This is a genomic window from Enterobacter cloacae complex sp. HYC033_NIDB, from assembly GCF_056673335.1.
In genome coordinates this window covers 4316657-4342054 of sequence record NZ_CP115123.1, presented here as the reverse complement: position 1 = coordinate 4342054, position 25398 = coordinate 4316657, and the positions used below count along the sequence as shown (strand labels likewise).

The 25398-nt window shown below is 53.3% G+C and carries 18 protein-coding genes, 1 tRNA gene, 3 rRNA genes, 1 pseudogene and 1 other annotated feature; of the genes and pseudogenes, 12 read left to right on the top strand and 11 right to left on the bottom strand.

What is annotated here, in order from left to right:
- Positions 1-2 precede the first annotated feature (2 nt).
- The 4 genes and pseudogenes from O1721_RS20730 to O1721_RS20715 all read right to left on the bottom strand — a co-directional run bounded on the left by O1721_RS20730 (position 3) and on the right by O1721_RS20715 (position 2778).
- Positions 3-488 carry an OmpA family protein gene (locus O1721_RS20730; protein ID WP_017382956.1) on the bottom strand — a complete coding sequence of 162 codons (486 nt, stop codon included), beginning with the start codon at positions 486-488 and terminating at the stop codon, positions 3-5.
- 12 nt (positions 489-500) lie between these two features.
- Positions 501-1721, bottom strand: a pseudogene (gene dgcN / locus O1721_RS20725) (diguanylate cyclase DgcN/YfiN).
- A complete protein-coding gene (gene yfiR, locus O1721_RS20720) occupies positions 1714-2250 on the bottom strand; it encodes a regulatory sequestration protein YfiR (protein ID WP_032619208.1) in 537 nt (178 codons plus the stop codon). Before yfiR ends, dgcN begins: the two are co-directional and overlap by 8 nt.
- A gap of 153 nt (positions 2251-2403) precedes the next feature.
- The gene (locus O1721_RS20715; RefSeq protein WP_032649145.1) at positions 2404-2778 is read right to left on the bottom strand and encodes a DUF2799 domain-containing protein; all 375 of its coding nucleotides are present in this window, start codon (positions 2776-2778) and stop codon (positions 2404-2406) included.
- Positions 2779-2990: 212 nt separating this feature from the next.
- Here O1721_RS20715 and aroF point away from each other — a divergent pair, with 212 nt between their 5' ends.
- From aroF to O1721_RS20700, 3 genes are read left to right on the top strand one after another with little or no spacing between them, the layout of a single operon-like run.
- Positions 2991-4061 (top strand): 3-deoxy-7-phosphoheptulonate synthase AroF, encoded by a 1071-nt coding sequence (gene aroF, locus O1721_RS20710; RefSeq protein WP_006811632.1) that lies wholly within the window; start codon positions 2991-2993, stop codon positions 4059-4061.
- Between the two features lie 10 nt (positions 4062-4071).
- Entirely contained in the window at positions 4072-5193 is a 1122-nt protein-coding gene (gene tyrA / locus O1721_RS20705; RefSeq protein WP_032649144.1) for a bifunctional chorismate mutase/prephenate dehydrogenase, read from the top strand.
- A gap of 60 nt (positions 5194-5253) precedes the next feature.
- On the top strand, positions 5254-6126 hold the full coding sequence (locus O1721_RS20700; protein ID WP_032649143.1) for an SMP-30/gluconolactonase/LRE family protein: 873 nt from the start codon (positions 5254-5256) through the stop codon (positions 6124-6126).
- Here the strand turns inward: O1721_RS20700 and pheA are convergent.
- From pheA to bamD, 4 genes are all read right to left on the bottom strand, one after another.
- Entirely contained in the window at positions 6123-7283 is a 1161-nt protein-coding gene (gene pheA / locus O1721_RS20695; RefSeq protein ID WP_015571567.1) for a bifunctional chorismate mutase/prephenate dehydratase, read from the bottom strand. The two genes, O1721_RS20700 and pheA, sit on opposite strands and share 4 nt — an antisense overlap.
- A gap of 30 nt (positions 7284-7313) precedes the next feature.
- Positions 7314-7439: a sequence feature (Phe leader region), on the bottom strand.
- On the bottom strand, positions 7391-7438 hold the full coding sequence (pheL, locus tag O1721_RS20690) for a pheA operon leader peptide PheL (RefSeq protein WP_100229775.1): 48 nt from the start codon (positions 7436-7438) through the stop codon (positions 7391-7393). Its footprint overlaps the feature before it by 48 nt.
- 104 nt (positions 7440-7543) lie before the next feature.
- On the bottom strand, positions 7544-7885 hold the full coding sequence (gene raiA / locus O1721_RS20685) for a ribosome-associated translation inhibitor RaiA (RefSeq protein WP_003863162.1): 342 nt from the start codon (positions 7883-7885) through the stop codon (positions 7544-7546).
- A 267-nt stretch (positions 7886-8152) separates the two neighbouring features.
- Entirely contained in the window at positions 8153-8890 is a 738-nt protein-coding gene (gene bamD, locus O1721_RS20680; RefSeq protein WP_003863164.1) for an outer membrane protein assembly factor BamD, read from the bottom strand.
- A gap of 131 nt (positions 8891-9021) precedes the next feature.
- Between bamD and rluD the strand changes: the two genes are divergently transcribed.
- The 9 genes from rluD (at position 9022) to O1721_RS20635 (ending at position 20876) form a co-directional block, all read left to right on the top strand.
- Complete coding sequence (gene rluD, locus O1721_RS20675; protein ID WP_017383977.1) at positions 9022-10002, top strand: 23S rRNA pseudouridine(1911/1915/1917) synthase RluD; 981 nt, start codon at positions 9022-9024, stop codon at positions 10000-10002.
- The gene (yfiH, locus tag O1721_RS20670; RefSeq protein ID WP_032649139.1) at positions 9999-10730 is read left to right on the top strand and encodes a purine nucleoside phosphorylase YfiH; all 732 of its coding nucleotides are present in this window, start codon (positions 9999-10001) and stop codon (positions 10728-10730) included. Before rluD ends, yfiH begins: the two co-directional genes overlap by 4 nt.
- A gap of 129 nt (positions 10731-10859) precedes the next feature.
- Entirely contained in the window at positions 10860-13433 is a 2574-nt protein-coding gene (clpB, locus tag O1721_RS20665; protein ID WP_017692862.1) for an ATP-dependent chaperone ClpB, read from the top strand.
- Positions 13434-13862: 429 nt separating this feature from the next.
- Positions 13863-15404, top strand: a 16S ribosomal RNA gene (locus tag O1721_RS20660).
- Positions 15405-15488: 84 nt separating this feature from the next.
- Positions 15489-15564 (top strand) — tRNA-Glu (locus tag O1721_RS20655).
- 182 nt (positions 15565-15746) lie between these two features.
- Positions 15747-18650, top strand: a 23S ribosomal RNA gene (locus O1721_RS20650).
- Between the two features lie 70 nt (positions 18651-18720).
- Positions 18721-18836: ribosomal RNA gene (gene rrf / locus O1721_RS20645) — 5S ribosomal RNA — on the top strand.
- Together the 16S, 23S and 5S rRNA genes with 1 tRNA gene alongside form the textbook arrangement of a ribosomal RNA operon.
- Before the next feature lie 128 nt (positions 18837-18964).
- Positions 18965-19417: a DUF4385 domain-containing protein gene (locus O1721_RS20640; protein WP_017692863.1), complete on the top strand. Its 453-nt coding sequence runs from the start codon at positions 18965-18967 to the stop codon at positions 19415-19417.
- A gap of 151 nt (positions 19418-19568) precedes the next feature.
- Positions 19569-20876: an MFS family transporter gene (locus tag O1721_RS20635; RefSeq protein WP_032649137.1), complete on the top strand. Its 1308-nt coding sequence runs from the start codon at positions 19569-19571 to the stop codon at positions 20874-20876.
- Here the strand turns inward: O1721_RS20635 and O1721_RS20630 are convergent.
- The 3 genes from O1721_RS20630 to O1721_RS20620 all read right to left on the bottom strand — a co-directional run bounded on the left by O1721_RS20630 (position 20873) and on the right by O1721_RS20620 (position 25370).
- Entirely contained in the window at positions 20873-21196 is a 324-nt protein-coding gene (locus O1721_RS20630) for a YfiM family lipoprotein (protein ID WP_003860739.1), read from the bottom strand. The two genes, O1721_RS20635 and O1721_RS20630, sit on opposite strands and share 4 nt — an antisense overlap.
- Before the next feature lie 45 nt (positions 21197-21241).
- Positions 21242-22597, bottom strand: coding sequence for a CDP-diacylglycerol--serine O-phosphatidyltransferase (gene pssA / locus O1721_RS20625; protein ID WP_026094276.1), 1356 nt, complete (start codon positions 22595-22597; stop codon positions 21242-21244).
- A gap of 109 nt (positions 22598-22706) precedes the next feature.
- On the bottom strand, positions 22707-25370 hold the full coding sequence (locus tag O1721_RS20620) for a bifunctional acetate--CoA ligase family protein/GNAT family N-acetyltransferase (protein WP_032649132.1): 2664 nt from the start codon (positions 25368-25370) through the stop codon (positions 22707-22709).
- Between the last annotated feature and the right edge of the window lie 28 nt (positions 25371-25398).

Here is a 25398-nt window from a genome sequence, read left to right as displayed (position 1 = left end):
CCTTAAGGCGTGCTGATGACTACCGCAACCCGGCGGTTTTCAGCGCGCCCCTGCGCAGTGCGGTTGCTGCTGACAGGGTATTTTTTGCCTAAGCCCCGCGTAGTGAGATTGCTGCGCGGGATGTTCGCGCCCTTCGCCCAGGCATCCGCCACAACATTGGCACGTTTTAACGAAAGCGCTTCGTTGTAGCTCTCTTCGCCATAATTATCCGTATGGCCATCCATCCTGGCGTGGTTCAGACCGGTTGCCGCCAGGCGTGAGGCCATAGTCTGGATCTGCGTTTCACTTTCCGGGCGCAGCCTGGCGTCATTTTTATCAAACAGGATCTTATCCGACAGGCCCAGAGACCAGTCGCCATTCAGTTCGTTAAAGCCGTAGGATTTCATGGCCGCAATTTGCTCTGGCGTGAATTTCCCTTCAGGGGATGACTGGCATCCGGACATTACCAGTGATGCCAGTATTAACGGCGCAAAGTATCGCTTTAACATATCGTCTTCCTTTCAGGATATTGTTTTCGAACGCTGGTTTTTGACCAGATACATATTGCGATCGGCTTGCTCCAGTAATGCTTCAACGGAGGCATTTTCCCACGCCAGAGCAAAGCCAATGCTGAGGGACATTGATGCTGTGTGCCCGTTATGCAGATCAAACGGACGGATAAATTGCTGCGACAGCGCAGCGCAAATAAATTCGACCTCACGTGCGGTGTGGACCCCGTAAAGGATCATGGCAAATTCATCGCCGCCAAGACGGTAAGACTGATGACGTTTTTCGCCAAACTCGACCATCCTTTTGGCGGCTTCGATCAGTACGCAGTCACCCGCGGCATGACCCCAGGTGTCATTGATAACCTTGAAGTTATCACCGTCCAGGAAGAGCAGGGCAGAATTGGTTTTTGCTGAAGCGTCGTTCATTAATGCCGCAATGTTGTTGCGAAACGCGGCGCGGTTTGCAAGCCCCGTGAGCGGATCGTGCATAGCGGTACGCAACAGTTGAGCGTTTTTCGCCTGTAGCTTGAGCTGCCACTCTTCCATTTAATCCAGCAGGCTGTTGAAGTCTTCACCAAACTGGTGGAACTCTTCAATGCGGCCTTCCGTTACCCGGCGAGAGAAGTTGCGGTTAGTGCGAACGTCATGCACAACGTCAGTGATGTTTTGCATTTCAACAACCATGCCATGATGTAGCGAGCGGGTGATGGTCAATGCGACGGCAGAGGCAAAAAGAATGCAGCCGGTGAGGACCGCAAATGAGAGCCAGATAAAGTGGCTAATCAGGCTGTCTCGCGCGGTCAGACGAATTTCGCCAATCACATTGCCATTATGTATGATGGGCTGTGCGACAGGAACAGGGAACAACCACCGGTTGACCAGCGCGCCCAGCGTGTCGGTATTATCCGCCGGGTTCCATGACCACCAGGCAAACCGTTTATGATGTGCGTTAAGCACTTCCGCCACGGCGAACTGCCCCTGCTTGCCGAGGGTCGCCAGCGTTTCATTTGCCGCCACGGCATCGTTGAACACCAGAGAGGCTTCAAGGCTGTGGCTCATGGTGGCGCCGGTAAGTTCGAGGTTTTTTTGCGCGTATTGCTTTAATGTCACCACGGAAGCGAAACACAGCAGCAACCATATAAACGTCATCGTTATAATGACGCTTATCATGCTGATTCGTCGCAACGTTCTTTTAAACGTCGGACGCGGTGTTGGTGCGACTTCCTTATTCATGCTTCTTATTCCGTGCGAGCATTAATACATCCGGATTGACTCTTACGCCACTGCGCGCCAGCGCATCCAGATTTACGGAAAACCTGACGAGGTTGTGCTCTATTATCAGACAAAATGCGCTGCCAATAACGCATTCAGGATTTTGTTCTGACATTAATAGCAACGCCTGGCCCTGATATTGATTTATTATTTCCTGTTGTTTTGCCGGCGACTCGCTCCCGAAATAGAGGGCATCACACCTTGCTGCGAGTGCTTCCCGATCGCTGTGCACAATGACAGGACTATAGGGCAACGGGTTGTGTTCATCTTCACTGCTGAGCGCCTGTCTGTAATGGGAAGAGGCATAAATACAGAGCTTAGGCTGGCCGGACAGTGCTGGCCATCGGGTGTAGCTCACAATGCCAGAAACAATCGAACGTACTGATTTATCCGTTTCCGTGAACGAGCCTGCCGTTGCAGGGGCTACTAAAATGAACAGTATTAGCGCCAGGGGGAGTCGGAGCAAAGCGATCAAGATTGCATTTCTCATCAGAATCCGCCAAACCGCCCCGGAAATAGATGTCCTTAAGAATTGTCGGCAGAATACCATTGTTTATCAAAGCCGTCATTATGTCAGAAATATCCCTGTTTTGACCTAAGCTAAATCTTACAGTGAGCTATATTCAGAGGAATTAAGGCAGGCTCAATTAAGCCTGCTGGAACGCATACTTTCATCCAATCCTTGTTGCCAGGATTCATGCAGTTTTACTGCATTTTCAGTTGCATCGCAGCTGGCAGGAAATGATTTGCCCGCTAATCCCCAGGCGTGAATAAAGCCCTCTTCGCATATTTTTTTCTGTCCGTCAGCGTAGCCACGAAGATATTCCGCTCGATCAACCTGAGGGTCATTAAAACTATCGGCCAGAGCCTGGTTATCTTTAACCGGAACACCATTCATAGCGTCTTCTTTACCGGCCGTGAACCAGTCCGGTCTGGTCCAGTCAGGCTGAAAAGTATAAGGATTGATCTGGCAACCCGACAAAATCAGCGACAACAACATAAAAGCAATTGAACGCATGGCTATTCTCCTTTTTGTGAGCATAGCCTGGCTTACAGGCGTGCGTGTGTAATTTTAACTTTACGATTTTAGGCCATTATTTTTGCAATTAAAGGGTTGGTGTAAAGTAATATGTACGTATTTTGGATTGAAATCTTTACTTAATGTGATATCGTTGTGTCACCTCTTCGAGGAAAACCACTATCGCAAACGAGTTTGACAGGATCGCAATCATGCAAAAAGACGCGCTGAACAACGTACATATCACTGACGAACAGGTGTTAATCACCCCGGATCAACTGAAGGCGGAATTCCCGCTGAGCGTCGCGCAGGAAGCTCAGATTGAGCACTCGCGCCAGACCATTTCTGACATTATCGCTGGCCGCGATCCGCGCCTGCTGGTGGTATGTGGTCCTTGCTCTATTCACGATCCTGAAACCGCCATTGAGTACGCTCGTCGATTTAAAGCATTAGCGGAGGAGGTCAGCGATAGCCTCTATCTGGTGATGCGCGTCTATTTTGAGAAGCCACGTACGACCGTTGGCTGGAAAGGGTTGATCAACGATCCGCACATGGATGGCTCGTTTGATGTGGAAGCCGGCCTGAAGATTGCGCGTCGCCTGCTGGTAGAGCTGGTCAGCATGGGGCTGCCGCTGGCAACCGAGGCGCTGGATCCGAACAGCCCGCAGTACCTCGGCGATCTGTTTAGCTGGTCTGCGATTGGGGCGCGCACCACCGAGTCACAAACCCACCGCGAGATGGCGTCTGGCCTGTCTATGCCGGTTGGTTTTAAAAACGGTACCGACGGCAGCCTGGCCACGGCGATTAACGCCATGCGCGCCGCCGCCATGCCCCATCGTTTTGTCGGGATCAACCAGGCGGGCCAGGTATGCCTGCTGCAAACGCAGGGCAACCCGGACGGGCATGTGATCCTGCGCGGTGGTAAAGCGCCAAACTACAGCCCGGCGGATGTCGCGCAGTGTGAAAAAGAGATGGAACAGGCGGGACTGCGTCCGGCGCTGATGGTAGATTGCAGTCATGGTAATTCGAATAAAGATTACCGTCGCCAGCCTGCGGTTGCAGAATCTGTGATTGCTCAGATTAAAGATGGCAACCGTTCAATTATCGGCCTGATGATTGAAAGTAATATTCATGAAGGCAATCAGTCATCGGAACAGCCGCGTAGCGCGATGAAGCCCGGCGTCTCGGTCACCGATGCCTGCATTAGCTGGGAAACCACCGATGCGCTGCTGCGTGAGATCCACAAAGATTTGAACGGCCAGCTGGCGACGCGTCTGGCATAAGAGGGTAGTTATGGTTGCTGAATTGACCGCATTACGCGATCAAATTGATGAAGTGGATAAGGCGTTGCTGGATCTTCTGGCGCGCCGCATGGCACTGGTTGCTGAGGTCGGCGAGGTTAAAAGTAAATACGGACTGCCGATTTACGTTCCGGAGCGTGAGGCCTCTATGCTCGCCTCCCGCCGTAAAGAGGCGCAGGCCCTGGGCGTATCACCTGATTTGATTGAGGACGTCCTGCGTCGCGTGATGCGGGAGTCCTATTCCAGCGAAAACGACAAGGGCTTCAAAACCCTCTGTCCGTCGCTGCGCCCGGTGGTTATCGTCGGTGGTGGCGGGCAGATGGGGCGTCTGTTTGAGAAAATGCTGACGCTTTCTGGCTATCAGGTGCGTATTCTGGAGAAAAAGGACTGGTCGCACGCGCCGGAGCTGATGAAAGACGCCGGAATGGTTATCGTCAGCGTGCCGATCCATGTGACGGAGCAAATAATCGCGAAACTTCCTCCGCTGCCGGAAGATTGCATACTGGTGGACCTGGCCTCCGTTAAAAATGGTCCGCTACAGGCAATGCTGGCGGCGCACACTGGCCCCGTGCTTGGGTTACACCCGATGTTTGGCCCGGACAGCGGAAGCCTGGCGAAGCAGGTAGTGGTTTACTGTGACGGACGGCAGCCGGAAGCCTACCAGTGGTTCCTGGAACAGATCCAGGTCTGGGGAGCACGTTTGCACCGCATTAGCGCGGTAGAGCATGACCAGAACATGGCGTTTATTCAGGCGCTGCGCCACTTTGCAACCTTCGCCTATGGGCTGCACCTGGCGGAAGAGAACGTTCAGCTTGAACAATTGCTGGCGCTTTCCTCGCCAATCTATCGTCTGGAGCTGGCGATGGTCGGGCGACTGTTTGCCCAGGATCCGCAGCTTTACGCCGACATCATCATGTCGTCTGAAAATAATCTGGCGCTGATCAAGCGCTATTATCAGCGTTTTGGCGAAGCGATCACCTTGCTGGAACACGGCGATAAACAAGCCTTTATCGACAGTTTCCGTAAAGTGGAGCACTGGTTCGGTGATTACGCCACGCGATTCCAGAGTGAAAGCCGCACGCTGTTGCGCCAGGCAAATGACAGTCGCCAGTAATGCGATGATGTATATACTGAAAGCCAGCAATGCTGGCTTTTTTCATTTTGGGGAACTGTCATGGCTGAACCGCAGCTGCTGTTGAACTATACCGGGCATCTGCCCGAATGCCCGACGTGGAGTGCAGAAGAGAAGGCGCTCTACTGGGCGGATATCCTGGAAGGGGAGATCCATCGGTACCATTTGCCCACCGCAGAGCACTCGGTGCTCTCATTCCATGAAGAAGTTGGGTGTTTTGCCCTGCGTGAACGCGGCGGATTTATCGTCGCGATGCGAAACGCCATCTGGCTGACCGATAAACACGGCCTGCTCCAGCGTAAGGTTTGCGATAACCCATCCAACCCGCAGCTTGCACGCTTTAACGATGGCGGTACCGATCATCAGGGACGGTTTTATGCGGGCACCTTCTGGGGGCCGGGAGATTATAACGGCGCCATACTGATGCGTATTGACAACGACCTGACGCCGAAAGTGATCCAGTGCGATATTCACGGGCATAACGGTTTAGCGTTTAGTCCTGACAAACGATGGATGTTTACTTCTGATACGCCGAACGGTGTGATCTACCGTACGCCGCTTGATGAGCAGGGGGAACCCGGTAAGCGCGAAGAGTTTCGCCGGTTTAGCGAGGGAGAAGGTATGCCCGACGGAGCGGCAATGGACGAGGAAGGCTGCTACTGGAGCGCACTGTTTGACGGCTGGCGTATCGCACGGTTTTCACCGCAAGGCGAACAGCTGGAAGAGTACCGGCTGCCGGTACGCTGCCCGACAATGGTCTGCTTTGGCGGCGACGATATGAAAACGCTGTTTATCACCACCACGCGGGAAAATATGGAGGCGGAGGAGCTGGCGAAATATCCGCTTTCCGGTGCCATCTTCACCCTGCCTGTAAATGTGGCAGGGATGAAGAAAAGCCGCTTTATCGAACGTTAAGCCGGATCGACCGGGACCACGTTTTCGCTCGGATAGCAGCCCAGCACTTTCATGGAGCGTGTGATCTCGCCCAGTTCGCGCAGGGCTTTCTGCATGGACGCAGACTCCAGGTTGGCCTGAACGTCGAGATAAAACATTTCTTCCCACGGGTTGCCATGTATTGGGCGGGATTCCAGCTTCGTCATGATCAGGTTGTGATTACGCAGCACCAGCAGCGCTTCAACCAGCGCACCCGCCTGCTGGCCGGTCGCCATCAGCAGGGTGGTTTTCGCCGGGACCTGGTCCGACACGTTGATGGCCTTGCGGGCCAGAACCACGAAACGGGTGATATTCTGCGTCTGGTTGGCCAGATTGCGTTCCAGCACCTGTAAGCCATACAGCGCGCCGCCCGCTTCGCTACCGAGAGCCGCGACGGCAGAAGAGTTTGCCTGCGCCACTTTTTCCATCGCCGCTGAGGTGCTTTCGGTGTATTCAATTTTCCAGTGCGGATAACGGTTCAGGAACTGGCTGCACTGCTGGAACGGCTGCGGGTGGCTGTACACCGTTTCGATCTGACTCAGATCGGTTGAGCCAGAGACCAGCACGCAGTGATCGATAGGGATAGTCAACTCGCCGACTAACGACAGGCTGGTGTGCTGGAGCAGATCGTAAACATCGTTGATGGCACCGGAACTGGTGTTCTCAATAGGCACTACGGCGTAATCTGCCTGGCCGGTTTCGACCTGGTTGAAAATGTCTGCAAATTTCGCGCAGCCGCTCTCAATAAACTCTTCGAAATGGCGGGCTGCGTACTGGCGAGCTGCCAGGTGAGAATAGGACCCTTTCGGGCCGAGGAAAGCGATACGAGCAGAGTGCGGGTTGGTTTTGTTCAGATGCTGCTGGAGCAGGGCTTGTTGCGTCAGAACGGAGTCTTCGATGATGAGCTGGAACAGGCGGGTGATGTAGTGCGCATCCAGATGATGCGCTTTGCCGAGTTGAATCAACCGTTCCAGTAAATCACGTTCGCGATCGATATCGCGCACCGGCCGATGGGACTCGAGCTTGGCTTTGCCCACTTCAACGGCGAGCGCGCGGCGTTCTGCCAGCAGGGCCAGTAATTTTTCGTCGAGTGCACTGATTTTTACGCGTAAATCCAGGAGCGGGTTTTCCGGTGTCATAGTGTTGTCTGTCTCATTTTATCGTTATCAATAAAAAAGGCCTCCCGGTGTGGGAGGCCTTGTTGTTCGTCTTCGCATTCTTTATCACACGACGAAACGCCTCCCGGTCAGGGGAAGGTAAAAAAGAATGCGAAGAAAAACGGCGTCTGTTTCATAAAGTCATCCTGAAATTGATAGGGTTAAAGTACCTGCACTGTTTTGATCCTGTCAATAAAAAACGCGCCCGAAGGCGCGTTGTCGGTACACTCAATTTTAGAGGATTACTCTTCTTCAACTTCTTCCGCGAAGCTGGCGTCTTTCACCGAGGTTGCGGCGCGACGTGCTTCACCTTTGTGTTGCACTTTATTGAGCTGCCGTTCCAGCTTGTTGATCAAATCGTTAATTGCGGTGTACATATCCTCGTGTTTTGCGCTGGCGACCAGATGGCCGTTTGGAGTATTGATAGTTGCATCAGCGATGAAACCCTGCGGCTCCTTGGACAGGATGATATGTGGATTAATCAAATGTGTTTGCCATTTATCCAGTTTGGCGAGACGGTCTGCGACGTGCTGGCGGATTGCCGGAGTAATTTCCATTTGTTTACTGGTAATGTTCATTGTCATAAATTTTACCTCTTGTCTTTCCGTCTTGGTGATTCCAGCATACCCGACCTAATGTCAAAATGTGTGATTTAGATCACGTTATTTTGTCGGTTTTTGTCAGGGAATCTTTTTTGTGAGGCAGGGCAGGAAGAGGTGAGATTTACCTTGTCGAAGCCAACAATTGCGGTCATAGTTGAATGGATGTGTTGAAGCTAAACCGCTTCAGCGTAAGTCTGAAAGAATAAAAAAACGGCAGCCCGCGGGCTGCCGTTATGCGTTGTAGCGGTATCAGGTGTTGCTGCTGTTCGCGGCGATGATTTTCGCCACTTTGTCAGCCTGAGCCGTCATCTGCATCTGGCGATACGCATTTTCCATCAGCTTCAGGCCATCACGCGTGGCCTGGGTATCCGGATAATCACGCAGCATGCCTTCTACACGGTTAACCACGGCAACCCATGCGCCACGGCGGGTGTAGTATTCCGCAACGGAGTACTCATATTTCGCCAGACGATCTTTCAGGAACACCAGACGCTTAGTGGCATCGGTAATGTACTGGCTGTTCGGGTAGCTACGCACCAGCTTGGAGAAGTCATTGAAAGCATCACGCGCATGTTGCGGGTCACGGTCGGAACGATCCACCCCGAAGAAGCCCTGCAATGCACTATCATCCAGCGCCATGTTAGTCAGGCCGCGCATGTACATCACGTAATCGATGTTAGGATGGGTAGGGTTCAGACGCATGAAACGATCGATCGTTGCCTGAGCCAGCGGCAGATCGGCATTTTTGTAGTAGGCGTAGATAAGATCTAACTGTACCTGCTGCGAATACGGGCCAAACGGATAGCGATTATCCAACGCTTCCAGTTGCGTTATCGCCTGTTTCCAGTTACCGTCCTGCAACTTTTGTTGTGCAGTCGCATAGATTTCATTCGGCGGATTGTCAGGGACCTGTTCATTCGAACCGGAGCAGCCCACCAAAGCCAGGCTCAACGTGGCCGCTGCCACCAGATATTTCATGCGCGTCATGACGTTTTGACTTTCCTCAAATGTTTGTCCGGGAGAAACTCAGTTCCTGCTCCCGATTAAGACCAGCTACAATAGCACACTATATTAAACGGCAAAGCCGTAAAACCCAACGTTAAACGAAGAAGCAGTTTATGGCACAACGAGTAGAACTCACCGCAACAGTCTCCGAAAATCAGCTCGGTCAACGCTTAGATCAGGCTTTGGCCGAATTGTTCCCTGATTATTCGCGTTCACGCATAAAAGAATGGATCCTTGACCAGCGCGTGCTGGTAAACGGCAAGATCTGGGACAAACCAAAAGAGAAAGTGTTTGGTGGGGAAGCTGTCGCCATCAATGCTGAAATCGAAGAGGAAGTCCGCTTCGAGCCGCAGGATATCCCGCTGGATATCGTCTACGAAGATGACGATATTCTGGTCATCAACAAGCCGCGCGACTTTGTTGTTCATCCGGGCGCGGGCAATCCTGACGGTACGGTACTTAACGCTCTCCTTCATTATTATCCGCCGATTGCCGACGTACCGCGTGCCGGTATCGTTCACCGTCTGGATAAAGACACCACGGGTCTGATGGTGGTGGCGAAGACGGTCCCAGCTCAGACTCGCCTGGTGGAATCTTTGCAATTGCGCGAAATTACCCGTGAGTATGAAGCGGTGGCGATTGGTCATATGACCTCTGGCGGCACGGTGGAAGAGCCTATCAGCCGTCACCCAACCAAGCGTACGCATATGTCCGTACACCCAATGGGTAAACCGGCGGTAACCCACTACCGCATCATGGAACATTTCCGTATTCATACGCGCCTGCGTCTGCGCCTGGAAACCGGGCGTACTCACCAGATCCGCGTGCACATGGCGCATATTACCCATCCGCTGGTGGGTGACCCGGTTTACGGCGGTCGTCCGCGTCCACCAAAGGGCGCATCGGATGAATTCATCTCCGTGCTGCGTAAATTCGATCGCCAGGCGCTGCATGCGACGATGCTGCGTCTTTATCACCCAATTACTGGAATTCAGATGGAATGGCATGCGCCGATCCCACAGGATATGGTGGAACTTATCGACGCGATGCGCGCAGATTTCGAAGAACATAAGGATCACGTGGACTGGTTATGACCAAACTGATTGTCCCGGCGTGGCCACTGCCTGAAGGCGTGGCCGCCTGTAGTTCAACCCGTATCGGTGGCGTGAGCCAGGGCGCGTGGGAGTCTCTGAACCTCGGTGCGCACTGTGGCGATAACCTGGAGCACGTTGAAGAGAACCGTAAACGCCTCTTTGCTGCGGGAAACCTTCCTTCAAAACCGGTCTGGCTTGAGCAGGTGCACGGTAAAGCGGTGCTGAAGCTGACGGGGGAGCCCTATGCGTCTAAGCGCGCCGATGCTTCGTACAGCAATACGCCGGGAACGGTTTGCGCGGTGATGACTGCTGATTGCCTGCCGGTGTTGTTCTGCAATAAGGCAGGAACTGAAGTGGCTGCTGCCCACGCCGGATGGCGAGGCCTGTGCGAAGGCGTGCTGGAAGAGACCGTTGCCTGCTTCCATGACGATTCTGCAAATCTCATCGCCTGGCTTGGCCCGGCGATTGGCCCGCAGGCGTTTGAGGTCGGGCCCGAAGTGCGCGATGCCTTTATGGAAAAAGATCCGCAAGCGGTCGAAGCGTTTGTGGCTTCCGGAGATAAATATCTGGCCGATATTTATCAGCTTGCCCGCCAGCGCCTGAATAACGTCGGCGTGACCCAAATCTTCGGCGGAGATCGCTGTACCTTCAGCGAAAAGGGTGATTTTTTCTCCTATCGCCGCGACAAGACGACAGGTCGTATGGCAAGTTTCATTTGGCTGATATAACCTAAAGAATCAAGACGATCCGGTACGCGCCGTTTTCTTTTCACATAATTCAGGTTATTAACCTTGAATAATTGAGGGATGACCTCATTTAATCTCCAGTAGCAAATTTGACCTGTTATGGGAGGAGTTATGCGTCTGGATCGTCTTACTAATAAATTCCAGCTTGCTCTCGCCGATGCCCAGTCCCTTGCACTGGGGCACGACAACCAATTTATCGAACCTCTTCATTTAATGAGCGCCTTGCTGAATCAGGAAGGGGGATCGGTACGTCCTTTATTAACGTCCGCTGGCATTAATGCCGGCCAGTTACGCACCGCCATCGATCAGGCGCTGAGCCGTTTACCGCAGGTAGAAGGTACCGGCGGCGACGTGCAGCCGTCGCAGGATCTGGTGCGCGTGCTGAACCTTTGCGACAAGCTGGCGCAAAAACGTGGGGACAACTTTATTTCGTCAGAGCTGTTTGTTCTGGCGGCGCTTGAATCACGCGGTACCTTAACCGACCTGCTGAAATCCGCCGGTGCAACCACCGCTAATGTGACCCAGGCGATTGAGAAAATGCGCGGAGGTGAAAGCGTGAACGACCAGGGAGCCGAAGACCAACGTCAGGCTTTGAAGAAATTTACGGTCGACCTGACCGAACGTGCCGAGCAGGGCAAACTTGACCCGGTAATCGGCCGTGACGAAGAAATTCGTCGGACTATCCAGGTACTGCAACGTCGTACCAAAAACAACCCGGTGCTGATTGGTGAGCCTGGCGTCGGTAAAACCGCCATCGTTGAAGGGCTGGCGCAGCGTATCGTTAATGGCGAAGTGCCCGAAGGGCTGAAAGGCCGTCGCGTACTGGCGCTGGATATGGGCGCGCTGGTGGCCGGGGCGAAATACCGCGGTGAATTTGAAGAGCGTCTGAAAGGCGTGCTGAACGATCTGGCGAAACAGGAAGGTAACGTCATCCTGTTTATCGACGAACTGCACACCATGGTGGGCGCGGGTAAAGCTGACGGCGCAATGGATGCCGGGAACATGCTGAAACCTGCGCTGGCGCGTGGTGAACTTCACTGCGTCGGCGCCACTACGCTGGACGAGTATCGTCAGTACATTGAAAAAGATGCCGCGCTGGAGCGTCGCTTCCAGAAGGTGTTTGTCGCTGAACCAAGCGTTGAAGATACCATCGCTATTTTGCGTGGTCTGAAAGAGCGTTATGAGCTGCACCATCACGTGCAGATCACTGACCCGGCCATCGTTGCGGCGGCGACGCTTTCGCATCGTTACATTGCCGACCGTCAGTTGCCGGATAAAGCCATCGACCTTATCGATGAAGCGGCGTCCAGCATCCGTATGCAGATTGACTCGAAACCGGAAGAGCTGGACCGACTCGATCGCCGCATTATCCAGCTCAAGCTGGAACAGCAGGCGCTGAACAAAGAGTCTGACGAAGCGAGTAAGAAACGCCTCGATATGCTTAACGAAGAACTGGACGAGAAAGAGCGTCAGTATTCTGAGCTGGAAGAAGAGTGGAAAGCTGAGAAAGCCTCCCTCTCTGGCACCCAGACAATCAAGGCGGAGCTGGAGCAGGCGAAAATTGCCATTGAGCAGGCCCGTCGCGTAGGAGATCTGGCGCGGATGTCCGAGCTACAGTACGGCAAGATTCCTGAGCTGGAAAAACAGCTTGAGATCGCCACGCAGTCGGAAGGCAAAACCATGCGTCTGTTGCGTAATAAAGTGACGGATGCCGAGATTGCCGAAGTGCTGGCGCGCTGGACGGGCATTCCTGTGGCTCGCATGATGGAAAGCGAACGTGAGAAACTGCTGCGTATGGAGCAGGATCTGCATCAGCGCGTCATTGGACAGAACGAAGCGGTCGAAGCGGTATCTAACGCCATTCGTCGTAGCCGTGCGGGGCTGTCCGATCCGAATCGTCCAATCGGCTCGTTCCTTTTCCTGGGGCCAACCGGTGTCGGTAAAACCGAGCTGTGTAAAGCGCTGGCTAACTTTATGTTCGACAGCGATGACGCAATGGTGCGTATCGATATGTCCGAGTTTATGGAGAAACACTCCGTCTCGCGTCTGGTCGGTGCGCCTCCGGGATATGTCGGTTATGAAGAGGGCGGTTACCTGACGGAAGCGGTTCGTCGTCGTCCTTATTCCGTCATCCTGCTGGATGAAGTGGAAAAGGCTCATCCTGACGTGTTTAACATTCTGTTGCAGGTGCTGGATGATGGGCGTCTGACGGACGGGCAGGGAAGAACGGTCGACTTCCGTAACACGGTGGTGATCATGACCTCGAACCTGGGTTCCGATTTGATTCAGGAACGCTTCGGTGAGCTGGATTACAGCCATATGAAAGATCTTGTGCTGGGTGTGGTCAGCCAAAACTTCCGTCCGGAGTTCATCAACCGTATTGATGAAGTGGTCGTGTTCCATCCGCTGGGCGAGAAACACATCGCGTCGATTGCGCAGATCCAGTTGCAGCGTCTGTACAAACGTCTGGAAGAGCGTGGGTATGAAATCCACATTTCCGACGATGCGCTGAAACTGCTGAGCGAGAATGGTTACGATCCTGTTTATGGTGCGCGTCCGTTAAAACGTGCTATCCAGCAGCAGATCGAAAACCCGCTGGCACAGCAAATCCTCTCTGGGGAGCTGGTTCCGGGCAAAGTTATTCGTCTGGAAGCCAACGACGATCGCATTGTGGCAGTGCAGTAAGTCACAAAACGCAAAAACGGGCCGCTTGCGGCTCGTTTTTGTTTAAAAACCAGGCGAAAATTGAGGTCTGGGATGTGATTTGCCTGGAAAATGAGCGGTCAGTAAATAATTTTCACTTTATCCTTGCAGGTTCGGAATTACTCCCTATAATGCGCCTCCACTGACACGGAACAACGGCACGCAAGCCGCCGGGTCAGCAGAGAAAAGCAAAACAAACGCTTGACTCTGAAGCGGGAAAGCGTAATATGCACACCCCGCGCCGCAGCGAAAACGAAGCGGCACTGCTCTTTAACAATTTATCAGACAATCTGTGTGGGCACTCAAAGTGACATGGATTCTTAATGTCCTCGGACACTAAATGAATACCAAGTCTCAACGAGTGAACACGTAATTCATTACGAAGTTTAATTCATTGAGCATCAAACTTTTAAATTGAAGAGTTTGATCATGGCTCAGATTGAACGCTGGCGGCAGGCCTAACACATGCAAGTCGAACGGTAACAGGAAGCAGCTTGCTGCTTTGCTGACGAGTGGCGGACGGGTGAGTAATGTCTGGGAAACTGCCTGATGGAGGGGGATAACTACTGGAAACGGTAGCTAATACCGCATAATGTCGCAAGACCAAAGAGGGGGACCTTCGGGCCTCTTGCCATCGGATGTGCCCAGATGGGATTAGCTAGTAGGTGGGGTAACGGCTCACCTAGGCGACGATCCCTAGCTGGTCTGAGAGGATGACCAGCCACACTGGAACTGAGACACGGTCCAGACTCCTACGGGAGGCAGCAGTGGGGAATATTGCACAATGGGCGCAAGCCTGATGCAGCCATGCCGCGTGTATGAAGAAGGCCTTCGGGTTGTAAAGTACTTTCAGCGGGGAGGAAGGCGATAAGGTTAATAACCTTGTCGATTGACGTTACCCGCAGAAGAAGCACCGGCTAACTCCGTGCCAGCAGCCGCGGTAATACGGAGGGTGCAAGCGTTAATCGGAATTACTGGGCGTAAAGCGCACGCAGGCGGTCTGTCAAGTCGGATGTGAAATCCCCGGGCTCAACCTGGGAACTGCATTCGAAACTGGCAGGCTAGAGTCTTGTAGAGGGGGGTAGAATTCCAGGTGTAGCGGTGAAATGCGTAGAGATCTGGAGGAATACCGGTGGCGAAGGCGGCCCCCTGGACAAAGACTGACGCTCAGGTGCGAAAGCGTGGGGAGCAAACAGGATTAGATACCCTGGTAGTCCACGCCGTAAACGATGTCGACTTGGAGGTTGTGCCCTTGAGGCGTGGCTTCCGGAGCTAACGCGTTAAGTCGACCGCCTGGGGAGTACGGCCGCAAGGTTAAAACTCAAATGAATTGACGGGGGCCCGCACAAGCGGTGGAGCATGTGGTTTAATTCGATGCAACGCGAAGAACCTTACCTACTCTTGACATCCAGAGAACTTTCCAGAGATGGATTGGTGCCTTCGGGAACTCTGAGACAGGTGCTGCATGGCTGTCGTCAGCTCGTGTTGTGAAATGTTGGGTTAAGTCCCGCAACGAGCGCAACCCTTATCCTTTGTTGCCAGCGGTTAGGCCGGGAACTCAAAGGAGACTGCCAGTGATAAACTGGAGGAAGGTGGGGATGACGTCAAGTCATCATGGCCCTTACGAGTAGGGCTACACACGTGCTACAATGGCGCATACAAAGAGAAGCGACCTCGCGAGAGCAAGCGGACCTCATAAAGTGCGTCGTAGTCCGGATTGGAGTCTGCAACTCGACTCCATGAAGTCGGAATCGCTAGTAATCGTGGATCAGAATGCCACGGTGAATACGTTCCCGGGCCTTGTACACACCGCCCGTCACACCATGGGAGTGGGTTGCAAAAGAAGTAGGTAGCTTAACCTTCGGGAGGGCGCTTACCACTTTGTGATTCATGACTGGGGTGAAGTCGTAACAAGGTAACCGTAGGGGAACCTGCGGTTGGATCACCTCCTTACCTTAAAGAACCTGCCTTTGCAGTGCTCACACAGATTGTCTGATGAAAAGTAAATAGCAAGGCGTCTTGCGATTGAGACTGTACGTCCCCTTCGTCTAGAGGCCCAGGACACCGCCCTTTCACGGCGGTAACAGGGGTTCGAATCCCCTAGGGGACGCCACTTGCTGGTTCGTGAGTGAAAGTCACCTGCCTTAATATCTCAAAACTGACTTGCGAGTCATGTTTGAGATATTTGCTCTTTAAAAATCTGGATCAAGCTGAAAATTGAAACGACACACAGTTCATGTGTGTTCGAGTCTCTCAAATTTTCGCAATCAGAAGTGAAACATCTTCGGGTTGTGAGGTTAAGCGACTAAGCGTACACGGTGGATGCCCTGGCAGTCAGAGGCGATGAAGGACGTGCTAATCTGCGAAAAGCGCCGGCGAAGTGATATGAACCCTTGACCCGGCGATGTCCGAATGGGGAAACCCAGTGCAATTCGTTGCACTATCGTTAACTGAATACATAGGTTAACGAGGCGAACCGGGGGAACTGAAACATCTAAGTACCCCGAGGAAAAGAAATCAACCGAGATTCCCCCAGTAGCGGCGAGCGAACGGGGAGCAGCCCGGAGTCTGAATCAGCTTGTGTGTTAGTGGAACGGTCTGGAAAGTCCGACGGTACAGGGTGATAGTCCCGTACACGAAAGCACACATGCTGTGAACTCGAAGAGTAGGGCGGGACACGTGGTATCCTGTCTGAATATGGGGGGACCATCCTCCAAGGCTAAATACTCCTGACTGACCGATAGTGAACCAGTACCGTGAGGGAAAGGCGAAAAGAACCCCGGCGAGGGGAGTGAAAAAGAACCTGAAACCGTGTACGTACAAGCAGTGGGAGCCTCTTTATGGGGTGACTGCGTACCTTTTGTATAATGGGTCAGCGACTTATATTCTGTAGCAAGGTTAACCGTATAGGGGAGCCGAAGGGAAACCGAGTCTTAACTGGGCGTTAAGTTGCAGGGTATAGACCCGAAACCCGGTGATCTAGCCATGGGCAGGTTGAAGGTTGGGTAACACTAACTGGAGGACCGAACCGACTAATGTTGAAAAATTAGCGGATGACCTGTGGCTGGGGGTGAAAGGCCAATCAAACCGGGAGATAGCTGGTTCTCCCCGAAAGCTATTTAGGTAGCGCCTCGTGAATTCATCTTCGGGGGTAGAGCACTGTTTCGGCTAGGGGGCCATCCCGGCTTACCAACCCGATGCAAACTACGAATACCGAAGAATGTTATCACGGGAGACACACGGCGGGTGCTAACGTCCGTCGTGAAGAGGGAAACAACCCAGACCGCCAGCTAAGGTCCCAAAGTCATGGTTAAGTGGGAAACGATGTGGGAAGGCACAGACAGCCAGGATGTTGGCTTAGAAGCAGCCATCATTTAAAGAAAGCGTAATAGCTCACTGGTCGAGTCGGCCTGCGCGGAAGATGTAACGGGGCTAAACCATGCACCGAAGCTGCGGCAGCGACACTATGTGTTGTTGGGTAGGGGAGCGTTCTGTAAGCCGTTGAAGGTGTGCTGTGAGGCATGCTGGAGGTATCAGAAGTGCGAATGCTGACATAAGTAACGATAAAGCGGGTGAAAAGCCCGCTCGCCGGAAGACCAAGGGTTCCTGTCCAACGTTAATCGGGGCAGGGTGAGTCGACCCCTAAGGCGAGGCCGAAAGGCGTAGTCGATGGGAAACAGGTTAATATTCCTGTACTTGGTGTTACTGCGAAGGGGGGACGGAGAAGGCTATGTCAGCCGGGCGACGGTTGTCCCGGTTTAAGCATGTAGGCGGAGGTTCCAGGTAAATCCGGTACCTTTTAACGCTGAGGTGTGATGACGAGGCACTACGGTGCTGAAGTGATAAATGCCCTGCTTCCAGGAAAAGCCTCTAAGCATCAGGTAACATCAAATCGTACCCCAAACCGACACAGGTGGTCAGGTAGAGAATACCAAGGCGCTTGAGAGAACTCGGGTGAAGGAACTAGGCAAAATGGTGCCGTAACTTCGGGAGAAGGCACGCTGATGTGTAGGTGAAGCCCCTGCGGGTGGAGCTGAAATCAGTCGAAGATACCAGCTGGCTGCAACTGTTTATTAAAAACACAGCACTGTGCAAACACGAAAGTGGACGTATACGGTGTGACGCCTGCCCGGTGCCGGAAGGTTAATTGATGGGGTTAGCGGCAACGCGAAGCTCTTGATCGAAGCCCCGGTAAACGGCGGCCGTAACTATAACGGTCCTAAGGTAGCGAAATTCCTTGTCGGGTAAGTTCCGACCTGCACGAATGGCGTAATGATGGCCAGGCTGTCTCCACCCGAGACTCAGTGAAATTGAACTCGCTGTGAAGATGCAGTGTACCCGCGGCAAGACGGAAAGACCCCGTGAACCTTTACTATAGCTTGACACTGAACACTGGTCCTTGATGTGTAGGATAGGTGGGAGGCTTTGAAGCGTGGACGCCAGTCTGCGTGGAGCCGCCCTTGAAATACCACCCTTTAATGGCTAGTGTTCTAACGTAGACCCGTTACCCGGGTTGCGGACAGTGTCTGGTGGGTAGTTTGACTGGGGCGGTCTCCTCCCAAAGAGTAACGGAGGAGCACGAAGGTTGGCTAATCCTGGTCGGACATCAGGAGGTTAGTGCAATGGCATAAGCCAGCTTGACTGCGAGCGTGACGGCGCGAGCAGGTGCGAAAGCAGGTCATAGTGATCCGGTGGTTCTGAATGGAAGGGCCATCGCTCAACGGATAAAAGGTACTCCGGGGATAACAGGCTGATACCGCCCAAGAGTTCATATCGACGGCGGTGTTTGGCACCTCGATGTCGGCTCATCACATCCTGGGGCTGAAGTAGGTCCCAAGGGTATGGCTGTTCGCCATTTAAAGTGGTACGCGAGCTGGGTTTAGAACGTCGTGAGACAGTTCGGTCCCTATCTGCCGTGGGCGCTGGAGAATTGAGGGGGGCTGCTCCTAGTACGAGAGGACCGGAGTGGACGCATCACTGGTGTTCGGGTTGTCATGCCAATGGCACTGCCCGGTAGCTAAATGCGGAAGAGATAAGTGCTGAAAGCATCTAAGCACGAAACTTGCCCCGAGATGAGTTCTCCCTGAGACTTTAAGTCTCCTGAAGGAACGTTGAAGACGACGACGTTGATAGGTCGGGTGTGTAAGCGCAGCGATGCGTTGAGCTAACCGATACTAATGAACCGTGAGGCTTAACCTTACAACGCCGAAGGTGTTTTGGCGAAGAGACAGACACGATTTTCAGCCTGATACAGATTAAACAGAATTTGCCTGGCGGCTTTAGCGCGGTGGTCCCACCTGACCCCATGCCGAACTCAGAAGTGAAACGCCGTAGCGCCGATGGTAGTGTGGGGTCTCCCCATGTGAGAGTAGGGAACTGCCAGGCATCAATTAAGAAGAACCCCGTACCGTAAGGTGCGGGGTTTTTTGCTTTGTACGTGGAAAACATGCCGGATGGCGGCTTCCCCTTATCCGGCCTACAATTGTTAAAACAATTTTAACAATGGTGCCGCTTTGACTCGTCCCTTTGATTATCAACAAGATTTTGCCAATATTAATTTTCGCGAACATCCCGAACGGTATCAGGTGGGCCGGGGTGAGCAGGGCGTATTGATGGTCGAGCCTTATAAAAGCGAAATCCTGCCGCACTGGCGTTATAAAAATGCTGAAGTCGCAGCGCGTTCGGCAGAAGAGATCTACGCCCTCTTTGAAGAGTACCGCAGGAATAACGATTTTGTAGGTATGGATATGGCGCGTAAATTCATTCAGATGGGATACACCCGTGCCCGACGATACGCCAATCATAAAGGCGGAAAAAAGTATGATGAGAATCGCCAGGTCAAACCCCTCGATCACGATCCAGTAAAAGCAGAAGCCGCTGCGGTGTTCAAAACATGGTGGGATAAAATTCGTGCCGATGAAGATTATTTGCAGCGAAAAAAGGCACACCAGCAAGCGTGGGGATAATTACTACGTCCGCTAATAATTCGATACCTGATCGAGTTCACAAAATCCAATGAAACATATTGGAAACATTTTATTTACCTAACGATTCGTTTTAAATCCGGTTTTACTGTTTGTGGGCAATGGCCCGCAATGTGAGACAGGGGATTTTAAAATGACAGAAACCGTAGCCAGTGCAGATACGGATAACACACGTTTAGCAGGCAAGGATACTCGCCGTCGGGTTTGGGCAATCGTTGGAGCTTCATCGGGGAACCTTGTAGAGTGGTTTGATTTTTACGTCTATTCATTTTGTTCACTCTACTTTGCACATATCTTCTTCCCGTCAGGGAACACCACAACGCAGCTTCTGCAAACCGCAGGCGTTTTTGCCGCCGGGTTCCTGATGCGTCCCATTGGCGGATGGCTGTTCGGCAGGATCGCGGACAGGAAAGGGCGCAAGACATCCATGCTCATCTCCGTGTGCATGATGTGCGTCGGCTCGCTGGTGATTGCCTGCCTTCCCGGATATGACACTATCGGAACATGGGCACCGGCGTTGTTGCTGCTGGCACGCCTGTTCCAGGGGCTGTCAGTGGGTGGCGAATACGGCACCAGCGCGACATACATGAGCGAAGTAGCTGTTGAAGGGCGCAAAGGTTTCTATGCATCATTCCAGTATGTAACCCTCATTGGCGGTCAGCTGCTGGCGTTACTGGTTGTGGTGATCCTTCAACAAATCCTTAGCGATGAAGATTTACGCGCCTGGGGCTGGCGCATCCCGTTTGCCCTGGGGGCTGCCCTGGCGGTTGTGGCGCTGTGGTTACGCCGTCAGCTTGATGAAACCTCCCAGCAGGAGGTCAGGGCGCTGAAAGAAGCCGGTTCGATGAAAGGGCTGTGGCGAAACCGCAAAGCGTTTTTGATGGTATTAGGCTTTACCGCCGCAGGCTCGCTAAGCTTCTATACCTTCACCACCTATATGCAAAAATATCTGGTCAACACCACGGGCATGCATGCTAACGTTGCGAGTGTCGTCATGACGGTGGCGTTACTGGTCTTTATGCTCATCCAGCCGATTGTTGGCGCGCTGTCGGACAAAATAGGTCGCCGCACCTCCATGCTGATCTTTGGTGGCATGCTCACCCTGGGGACTGTTCCGCTTTTGACGGCGCTACAGCATACAACCTCTCCGTATGCCGCTTTCGCTTTGATTATGGTGGCACTTATTATTATTAGTTTTTACACGGCAATCAGTGGCATTTTGAAAGCGGAAATGTTTCCCGCACAGGTGAGGGCGCTGGGCGTAGGCCTCTCTTATGCGGTCGCTAACGCCCTGTTCGGCGGTTCGGCAGAGTATGTCGCGCTATCCCTTAAGTCATGGGGCAGTGAATCGACCTTTTTCTGGTATGTCACCATCATGGGGGCGCTGGCGTTTATTGTCTCCCTGATGCTGCATCGTAAAGGAAAAGGGATCCGCCTTTAATAATGCGCCATCTGCCAGACGGCGTAGCCGGTTGTTGCCCCGGCTACGTCCCAGGCAAAATCTTTCCAGCTCCAGCCGCTTCCCGAGGGGCGGCTATCCCAAAGTTCTTTTGATGCCCCCAGGCTGATGGAGAACATCAGCCCCATTGTGGCACTTCGATCCCGGCTATAACCCTGGTGCAGCGCATATTCATTACCCGCAGCGGACAACATTGCAGACGCCAGAAAGTGTTGAGCTTTATCCTGACCCGACCAGTTATCATTAGCCATATGGCTGCAACCGGTCAGGAAAAGAGGGATTATCAGGAAAGGCGTACGCATTAACAGACTCCATAAAAAAGCCCCGTCGATGACAGGGCTCGTGTATTACAGAATGCGGCTGATGAGGCGGTCGATACGGATCCGACGTAGACGGCGAATCAGCTTGCGAACTTTCACCGGATAATCAGCGATGCTTTGCAGATCGCGATAATGACGAACCACTGTAGTATGCGTGCGTATAAGCTCCAGCTCACGATCGCGTTTCGCGGCTAACGCATGCTGAGGATCGTGAATAAGGATGGCGTTTTCCAGATCCAGACGCCAGGCGCGTGGGTTGAGATTATTACCGGTCAGCAGCATCCACTCATCATCCACCCACATTCCTTTGAGGTGATAGCTGTTGTCTTCATCTTTCCAGAGACGCACAACCAGCTGGTCCGTGTTCACATAGTACTGTAAACGGCTCAGGAAGCGACGCAGGTTAATCTCATAGAGATAAGGCAGTGCGCCGATGATCTTGAAAGGCTGATCTTCCGGAATGAAAAAGTCATTTGCCGTTTTATCCCCGACAATGATTTCCACCTTTTTACCATCACGCAGCAGCTGAATGATATTACGCACCAGAACGGCGGGAAGGTTGAAGTACGGGGTGCAGATGGTGAGCTTATGCTCAGCGCATGGCATCAAATGAAAGATGGTCTTGTTCAGCAGGCTGGATTTTCCCAGGCCTACCAGAGGCGTAACGGACAGTTCTTCATTACTGGCATCACCCTGAAAACGATAAACCGCATCGCGCAGTTCCTGGCGGAAGGAGCGAACGTCGTTTTTGATTTCCGGGCTTTTCGGACGATGAGGATCGTCAAGACGGTGCACACCCCGGCCATGAACCAGGTTTTTATCAACCCAGTTGAACATGATGTCGGCCATCTGCGGATTGCGGATCAGATGGTAGCGATCGTAACGGTATTTATCGAGCTGATGGAGATACACATCATTCAGGCTGGCACCGCTATAAAGGACGCTGTCATCAATGATAAATCCTTTAAAATGAAGAACGCCAAGCGCTTCACGGGTATTCACCGGTACGCCATACACCGGGATATCAATACCCGGATTTTCCTGGGCCGTGCGGCAATACCAGTCAGCATTGGTATTCGAGGCAGCCGCACCAATACGGCCGCGCTGAGCACGGTGCCAGTCAACCAGCACGCGAACATCCAGTTCTGGACGCTGACGTTTCGCTTCATAGAGCGCGTTCAGGATCGCACGCCCACCTTCATCTTGTTCAAGATAGAGCGCCACAATACAAATACGTCGCGTAGCGCTGGCAATCTTTTCAAGAAGCGTCTCCCGGAAATGAGCGGGAGCATAAAAGAACTCTACATCATCAACTGACTGAGAAATCTTCGGTAGTTGAGCAAGGTGTTGTTGATGTTTATTACGCTTAAATTTTGACAACATCACAGTGCGTTTCTTCTCTGTTCATTGAAGGGTTGTCTGTACCAGGCAAACAACATAAGCGGACAATGATACCCCAGTGCCGCGAAAAGTGGGTAACATTTCCAGCAGCTTACTCTTGTTTATCCGTCGAAATCAGGCTGAGGGACAGAGAGACAATGCCTTCATCCAGCTGGATATCAACGTCAAAACCGAGCTTCCGCGCCAGGGTCACCATACCCCGATTGTTTGGCATAGTAATGCCATTCAGGCGTGACAATCCGTGATCGCGCGTATAACCAATGAGTTTTTCGAGCAGCCGTCTGCCCAACCCCAAACCCTTAAGATCGGAACGCACCAGTACGGCAAACTCCGCATCCACGTTATCCGGGTCGGAAATGGCACGCGTCACGCCGAGGATCTCCTCTCCCGCTCCGGAACGGCGGACCGCCACAATCGCCATTTCTCGATCGTAGTCGATCTGGGTCATATTGGCTAAATCGTCGTGGGTAAATTCATTGATTTCGCTGAAATAGCGATAGTACAAATCTTCCTTCGTCACCTGCGAGATGAACGCCCGCAGCAGCGGCTCGTCTTCCGGCAGGATAGGGCGAAACAGCGCCCGTTCCCCATTTTTCATCTCCACCCACTCTTCCAGATGAAGAGGATAAGGACGAATGGCGAGACGGCTTTCCCGATCACCGATAAAGGGCGCAATATCCAGCGTCACGTCCAGCGCGGTAAATTCATTTCCGGAGGCAAGAAGGGGGTGGATATCCAGGCGCTGGATCTCCGCACAGTCAACAATGAGGTTGGAGACCTTCACCAGAAACTGGCTTAATCCGGCGATATCAAGCGGCCGCAGAGCGCTTCTCCCGCGGATTTTTTTGCTTTTGATGGCCTGAATAATCAAATAACGCGCCAGGTTCATGTTTAGAGGAGGAAGCGCGACAACCGCCTGTTCTTCTGGCCGCCACTCAACGCCGCCTTCACCCAGCATAATGAGCGGACCAAAAACCGGATCGTGTTCGACAACCACGCGCAGCTCCTGTGCACCCGCACGGTTGGCCATGCTCTGCACCAGCAGGCCGTGGATCCGGGCCTGTGGCCACGTCATTTTTACGCGATCGATAATGGCTTCCGCGGCCTGTTGTACTTCTGTCGCGGTGCGCAGATACAGCATGACGCCCTGCACATCCGATTTGTGCGGAATATCGGGAGAGCGCAGCTTCAGCGCGACCGGATAACCAATCTGCTCAGCGATATGTACCGCCTCAGCGCTGTCGCCGGCAATCCAGGTGGGCAGGGTTTGCATCCCATAGCTGCCAAGAATGGGTTGCACCTCATGTGTGTCGAGAGAAGTGGCGCCCTCTTCGATGGCCTGCTGCAAAAGCCTGTGCACATCCACCGAATTTGCGGTGAGATTGCCCGACAGGGCAGGCGTTTCACGCAGCTGCTTCTGGTTGCGGCGGTATTCAACCATATGCATAAACGCGGTAATGGTGCCCTCCGGGGTACGGTAGGTTGGCAACCCGGCTTCACTAAACAGACGCCGTGCCTCCTGCGAGGAGAACTCGCCGCACCAGTTGGTCAGCAGGGTAACGTATTTGCCGCGGGGATGGTTTCGGACTGCCTCAATCAGCGCACGCGCACTTTCGCTGCCTGGCGCAACCGCGCTGGGCGAATGGATAATCATCAGCGCATCAAAGTCCTGGCTATCCAGCAAAATCGTGATCGCCTTAATGTAACGATCGCTGCTGGCATCATCGCGCAAATCGAGGGGATTATCGGGAACAACGCTTCCCGGTAACGCGTCCCGCAGGCGCTGTAGCGTCTCTTCACCCAGCGTGGCCAGCTTGCCGTTGCGTAGCCAGAGCTCGTCCAGCGCCAGGGCGGCGGGAGCGGCACCGTTGCTGACAATCATCAGCTTTTCACCACGCAGGGGGCGCATGTGGCTTAACGTTTCGACGGCGGAAAAAAGCTCGTGCGTATCCTGTACCCGCAGTAAACCGGCGCGCTGGATCGCTGCATCCCATGCGGGATCCATCCCGGAACGGGAATGTAGCAGGCGCTGAGCCGCGGGGCTGCGCCCGCTTTTGATGACCAGTATCGGTTTATTACGCGATGCGCTACGCGACGCCGACACAAAACGACGGGCGTCGCTCAGGTGTTCAAGGTAGAGCAGGATAGCGCTGGTTTTGCTGTCACGCGTCAGGAAATCCAGCAGCTCATCGACGTCAATGTCCAGGCTGTCGCCCAAAGCGATGAAGTAGGAAAAGCCCATCTCACGCTGCTGCGCCCAGTCGAGGATGGTATTGGATACCGCAGCCGACTGCGAAATAAAGGCCAGTTTGCCTTTACGGATCGGAACCGGGGAAAAACTGGCATTCAGCCCTTGCCAGGGCGCAAGTAGGCCGAGGCTGTTTGGACCAAGAATGCGCATCTGGTAGCGGCTGGCGCAGGCCAGCAGTTCGGGCTGCTGTTCAGGAGGCGAGGAAAGAATAATGCAGGTTTTACAGCCTTTCTGACCGAGCGACTCAAGCAGTTCGAGGTTTCGTTTCGCATGTGTACAGAGCACGGCGAGGTCGGGAACGAAAGGCAGGCTCTGCACATCCGGCCACGCCAGTACTCCCTGTACCGCTTTATAAGCGGGCGTAACGGGCATGACCGGGCCGTTAAACCCGCCAGCCAGCAGGTTACGCATCATCAGATACCCTGCGCGGTCCGGTTTCATCGAGGCGCCAATAACGGCAATGGATTTCGGACGGAGTAGCGCTTCTAACCCTCTCTGGCTCATGCAGGCCTCCCGTGAATGCAAGCGACCT

Coding starts and splice junctions, on each gene's coding strand:
- yfiR (WP_032619208.1), bottom strand. CDS start 2,250: ATGAGAAATGCAATCTTGATCGCTTTGCTCCGACTCCCCCTGGCGCTA.
- rluD (WP_017383977.1), top strand. CDS start 9,022: ATGGCACAACGAGTAGAACTCACCGCAACAGTCTCCGAAAATCAGCTC.
- aroF (WP_006811632.1), top strand. CDS start 2,991: ATGCAAAAAGACGCGCTGAACAACGTACATATCACTGACGAACAGGTG.
- O1721_RS20620 (WP_032649132.1), bottom strand. CDS start 25,370: ATGAGCCAGAGAGGGTTAGAAGCGCTACTCCGTCCGAAATCCATTGCC.
- pssA (WP_026094276.1), bottom strand. CDS start 22,597: ATGTTGTCAAAATTTAAGCGTAATAAACATCAACAACACCTTGCTCAA.
- raiA (WP_003863162.1), bottom strand. CDS start 7,885: ATGACAATGAACATTACCAGTAAACAAATGGAAATTACTCCGGCAATC.
- bamD (WP_003863164.1), bottom strand. CDS start 8,890: ATGACGCGCATGAAATATCTGGTGGCAGCGGCCACGTTGAGCCTGGCT.
- O1721_RS20700 (WP_032649143.1), top strand. CDS start 5,254: ATGGCTGAACCGCAGCTGCTGTTGAACTATACCGGGCATCTGCCCGAA.
- O1721_RS20715 (WP_032649145.1), bottom strand. CDS start 2,778: ATGCGTTCAATTGCTTTTATGTTGTTGTCGCTGATTTTGTCGGGTTGC.
- tyrA (WP_032649144.1), top strand. CDS start 4,072: ATGGTTGCTGAATTGACCGCATTACGCGATCAAATTGATGAAGTGGAT.
- pheA (WP_015571567.1), bottom strand. CDS start 7,283: ATGACACCGGAAAACCCGCTCCTGGATTTACGCGTAAAAATCAGTGCA.
- yfiH (WP_032649139.1), top strand. CDS start 9,999: ATGACCAAACTGATTGTCCCGGCGTGGCCACTGCCTGAAGGCGTGGCC.
- O1721_RS20630 (WP_003860739.1), bottom strand. CDS start 21,196: ATGCGTACGCCTTTCCTGATAATCCCTCTTTTCCTGACCGGTTGCAGC.
- O1721_RS20635 (WP_032649137.1), top strand. CDS start 19,569: ATGACAGAAACCGTAGCCAGTGCAGATACGGATAACACACGTTTAGCA.
- clpB (WP_017692862.1), top strand. CDS start 10,860: ATGCGTCTGGATCGTCTTACTAATAAATTCCAGCTTGCTCTCGCCGAT.
- O1721_RS20730 (WP_017382956.1), bottom strand. CDS start 488: ATGTTAAAGCGATACTTTGCGCCGTTAATACTGGCATCACTGGTAATG.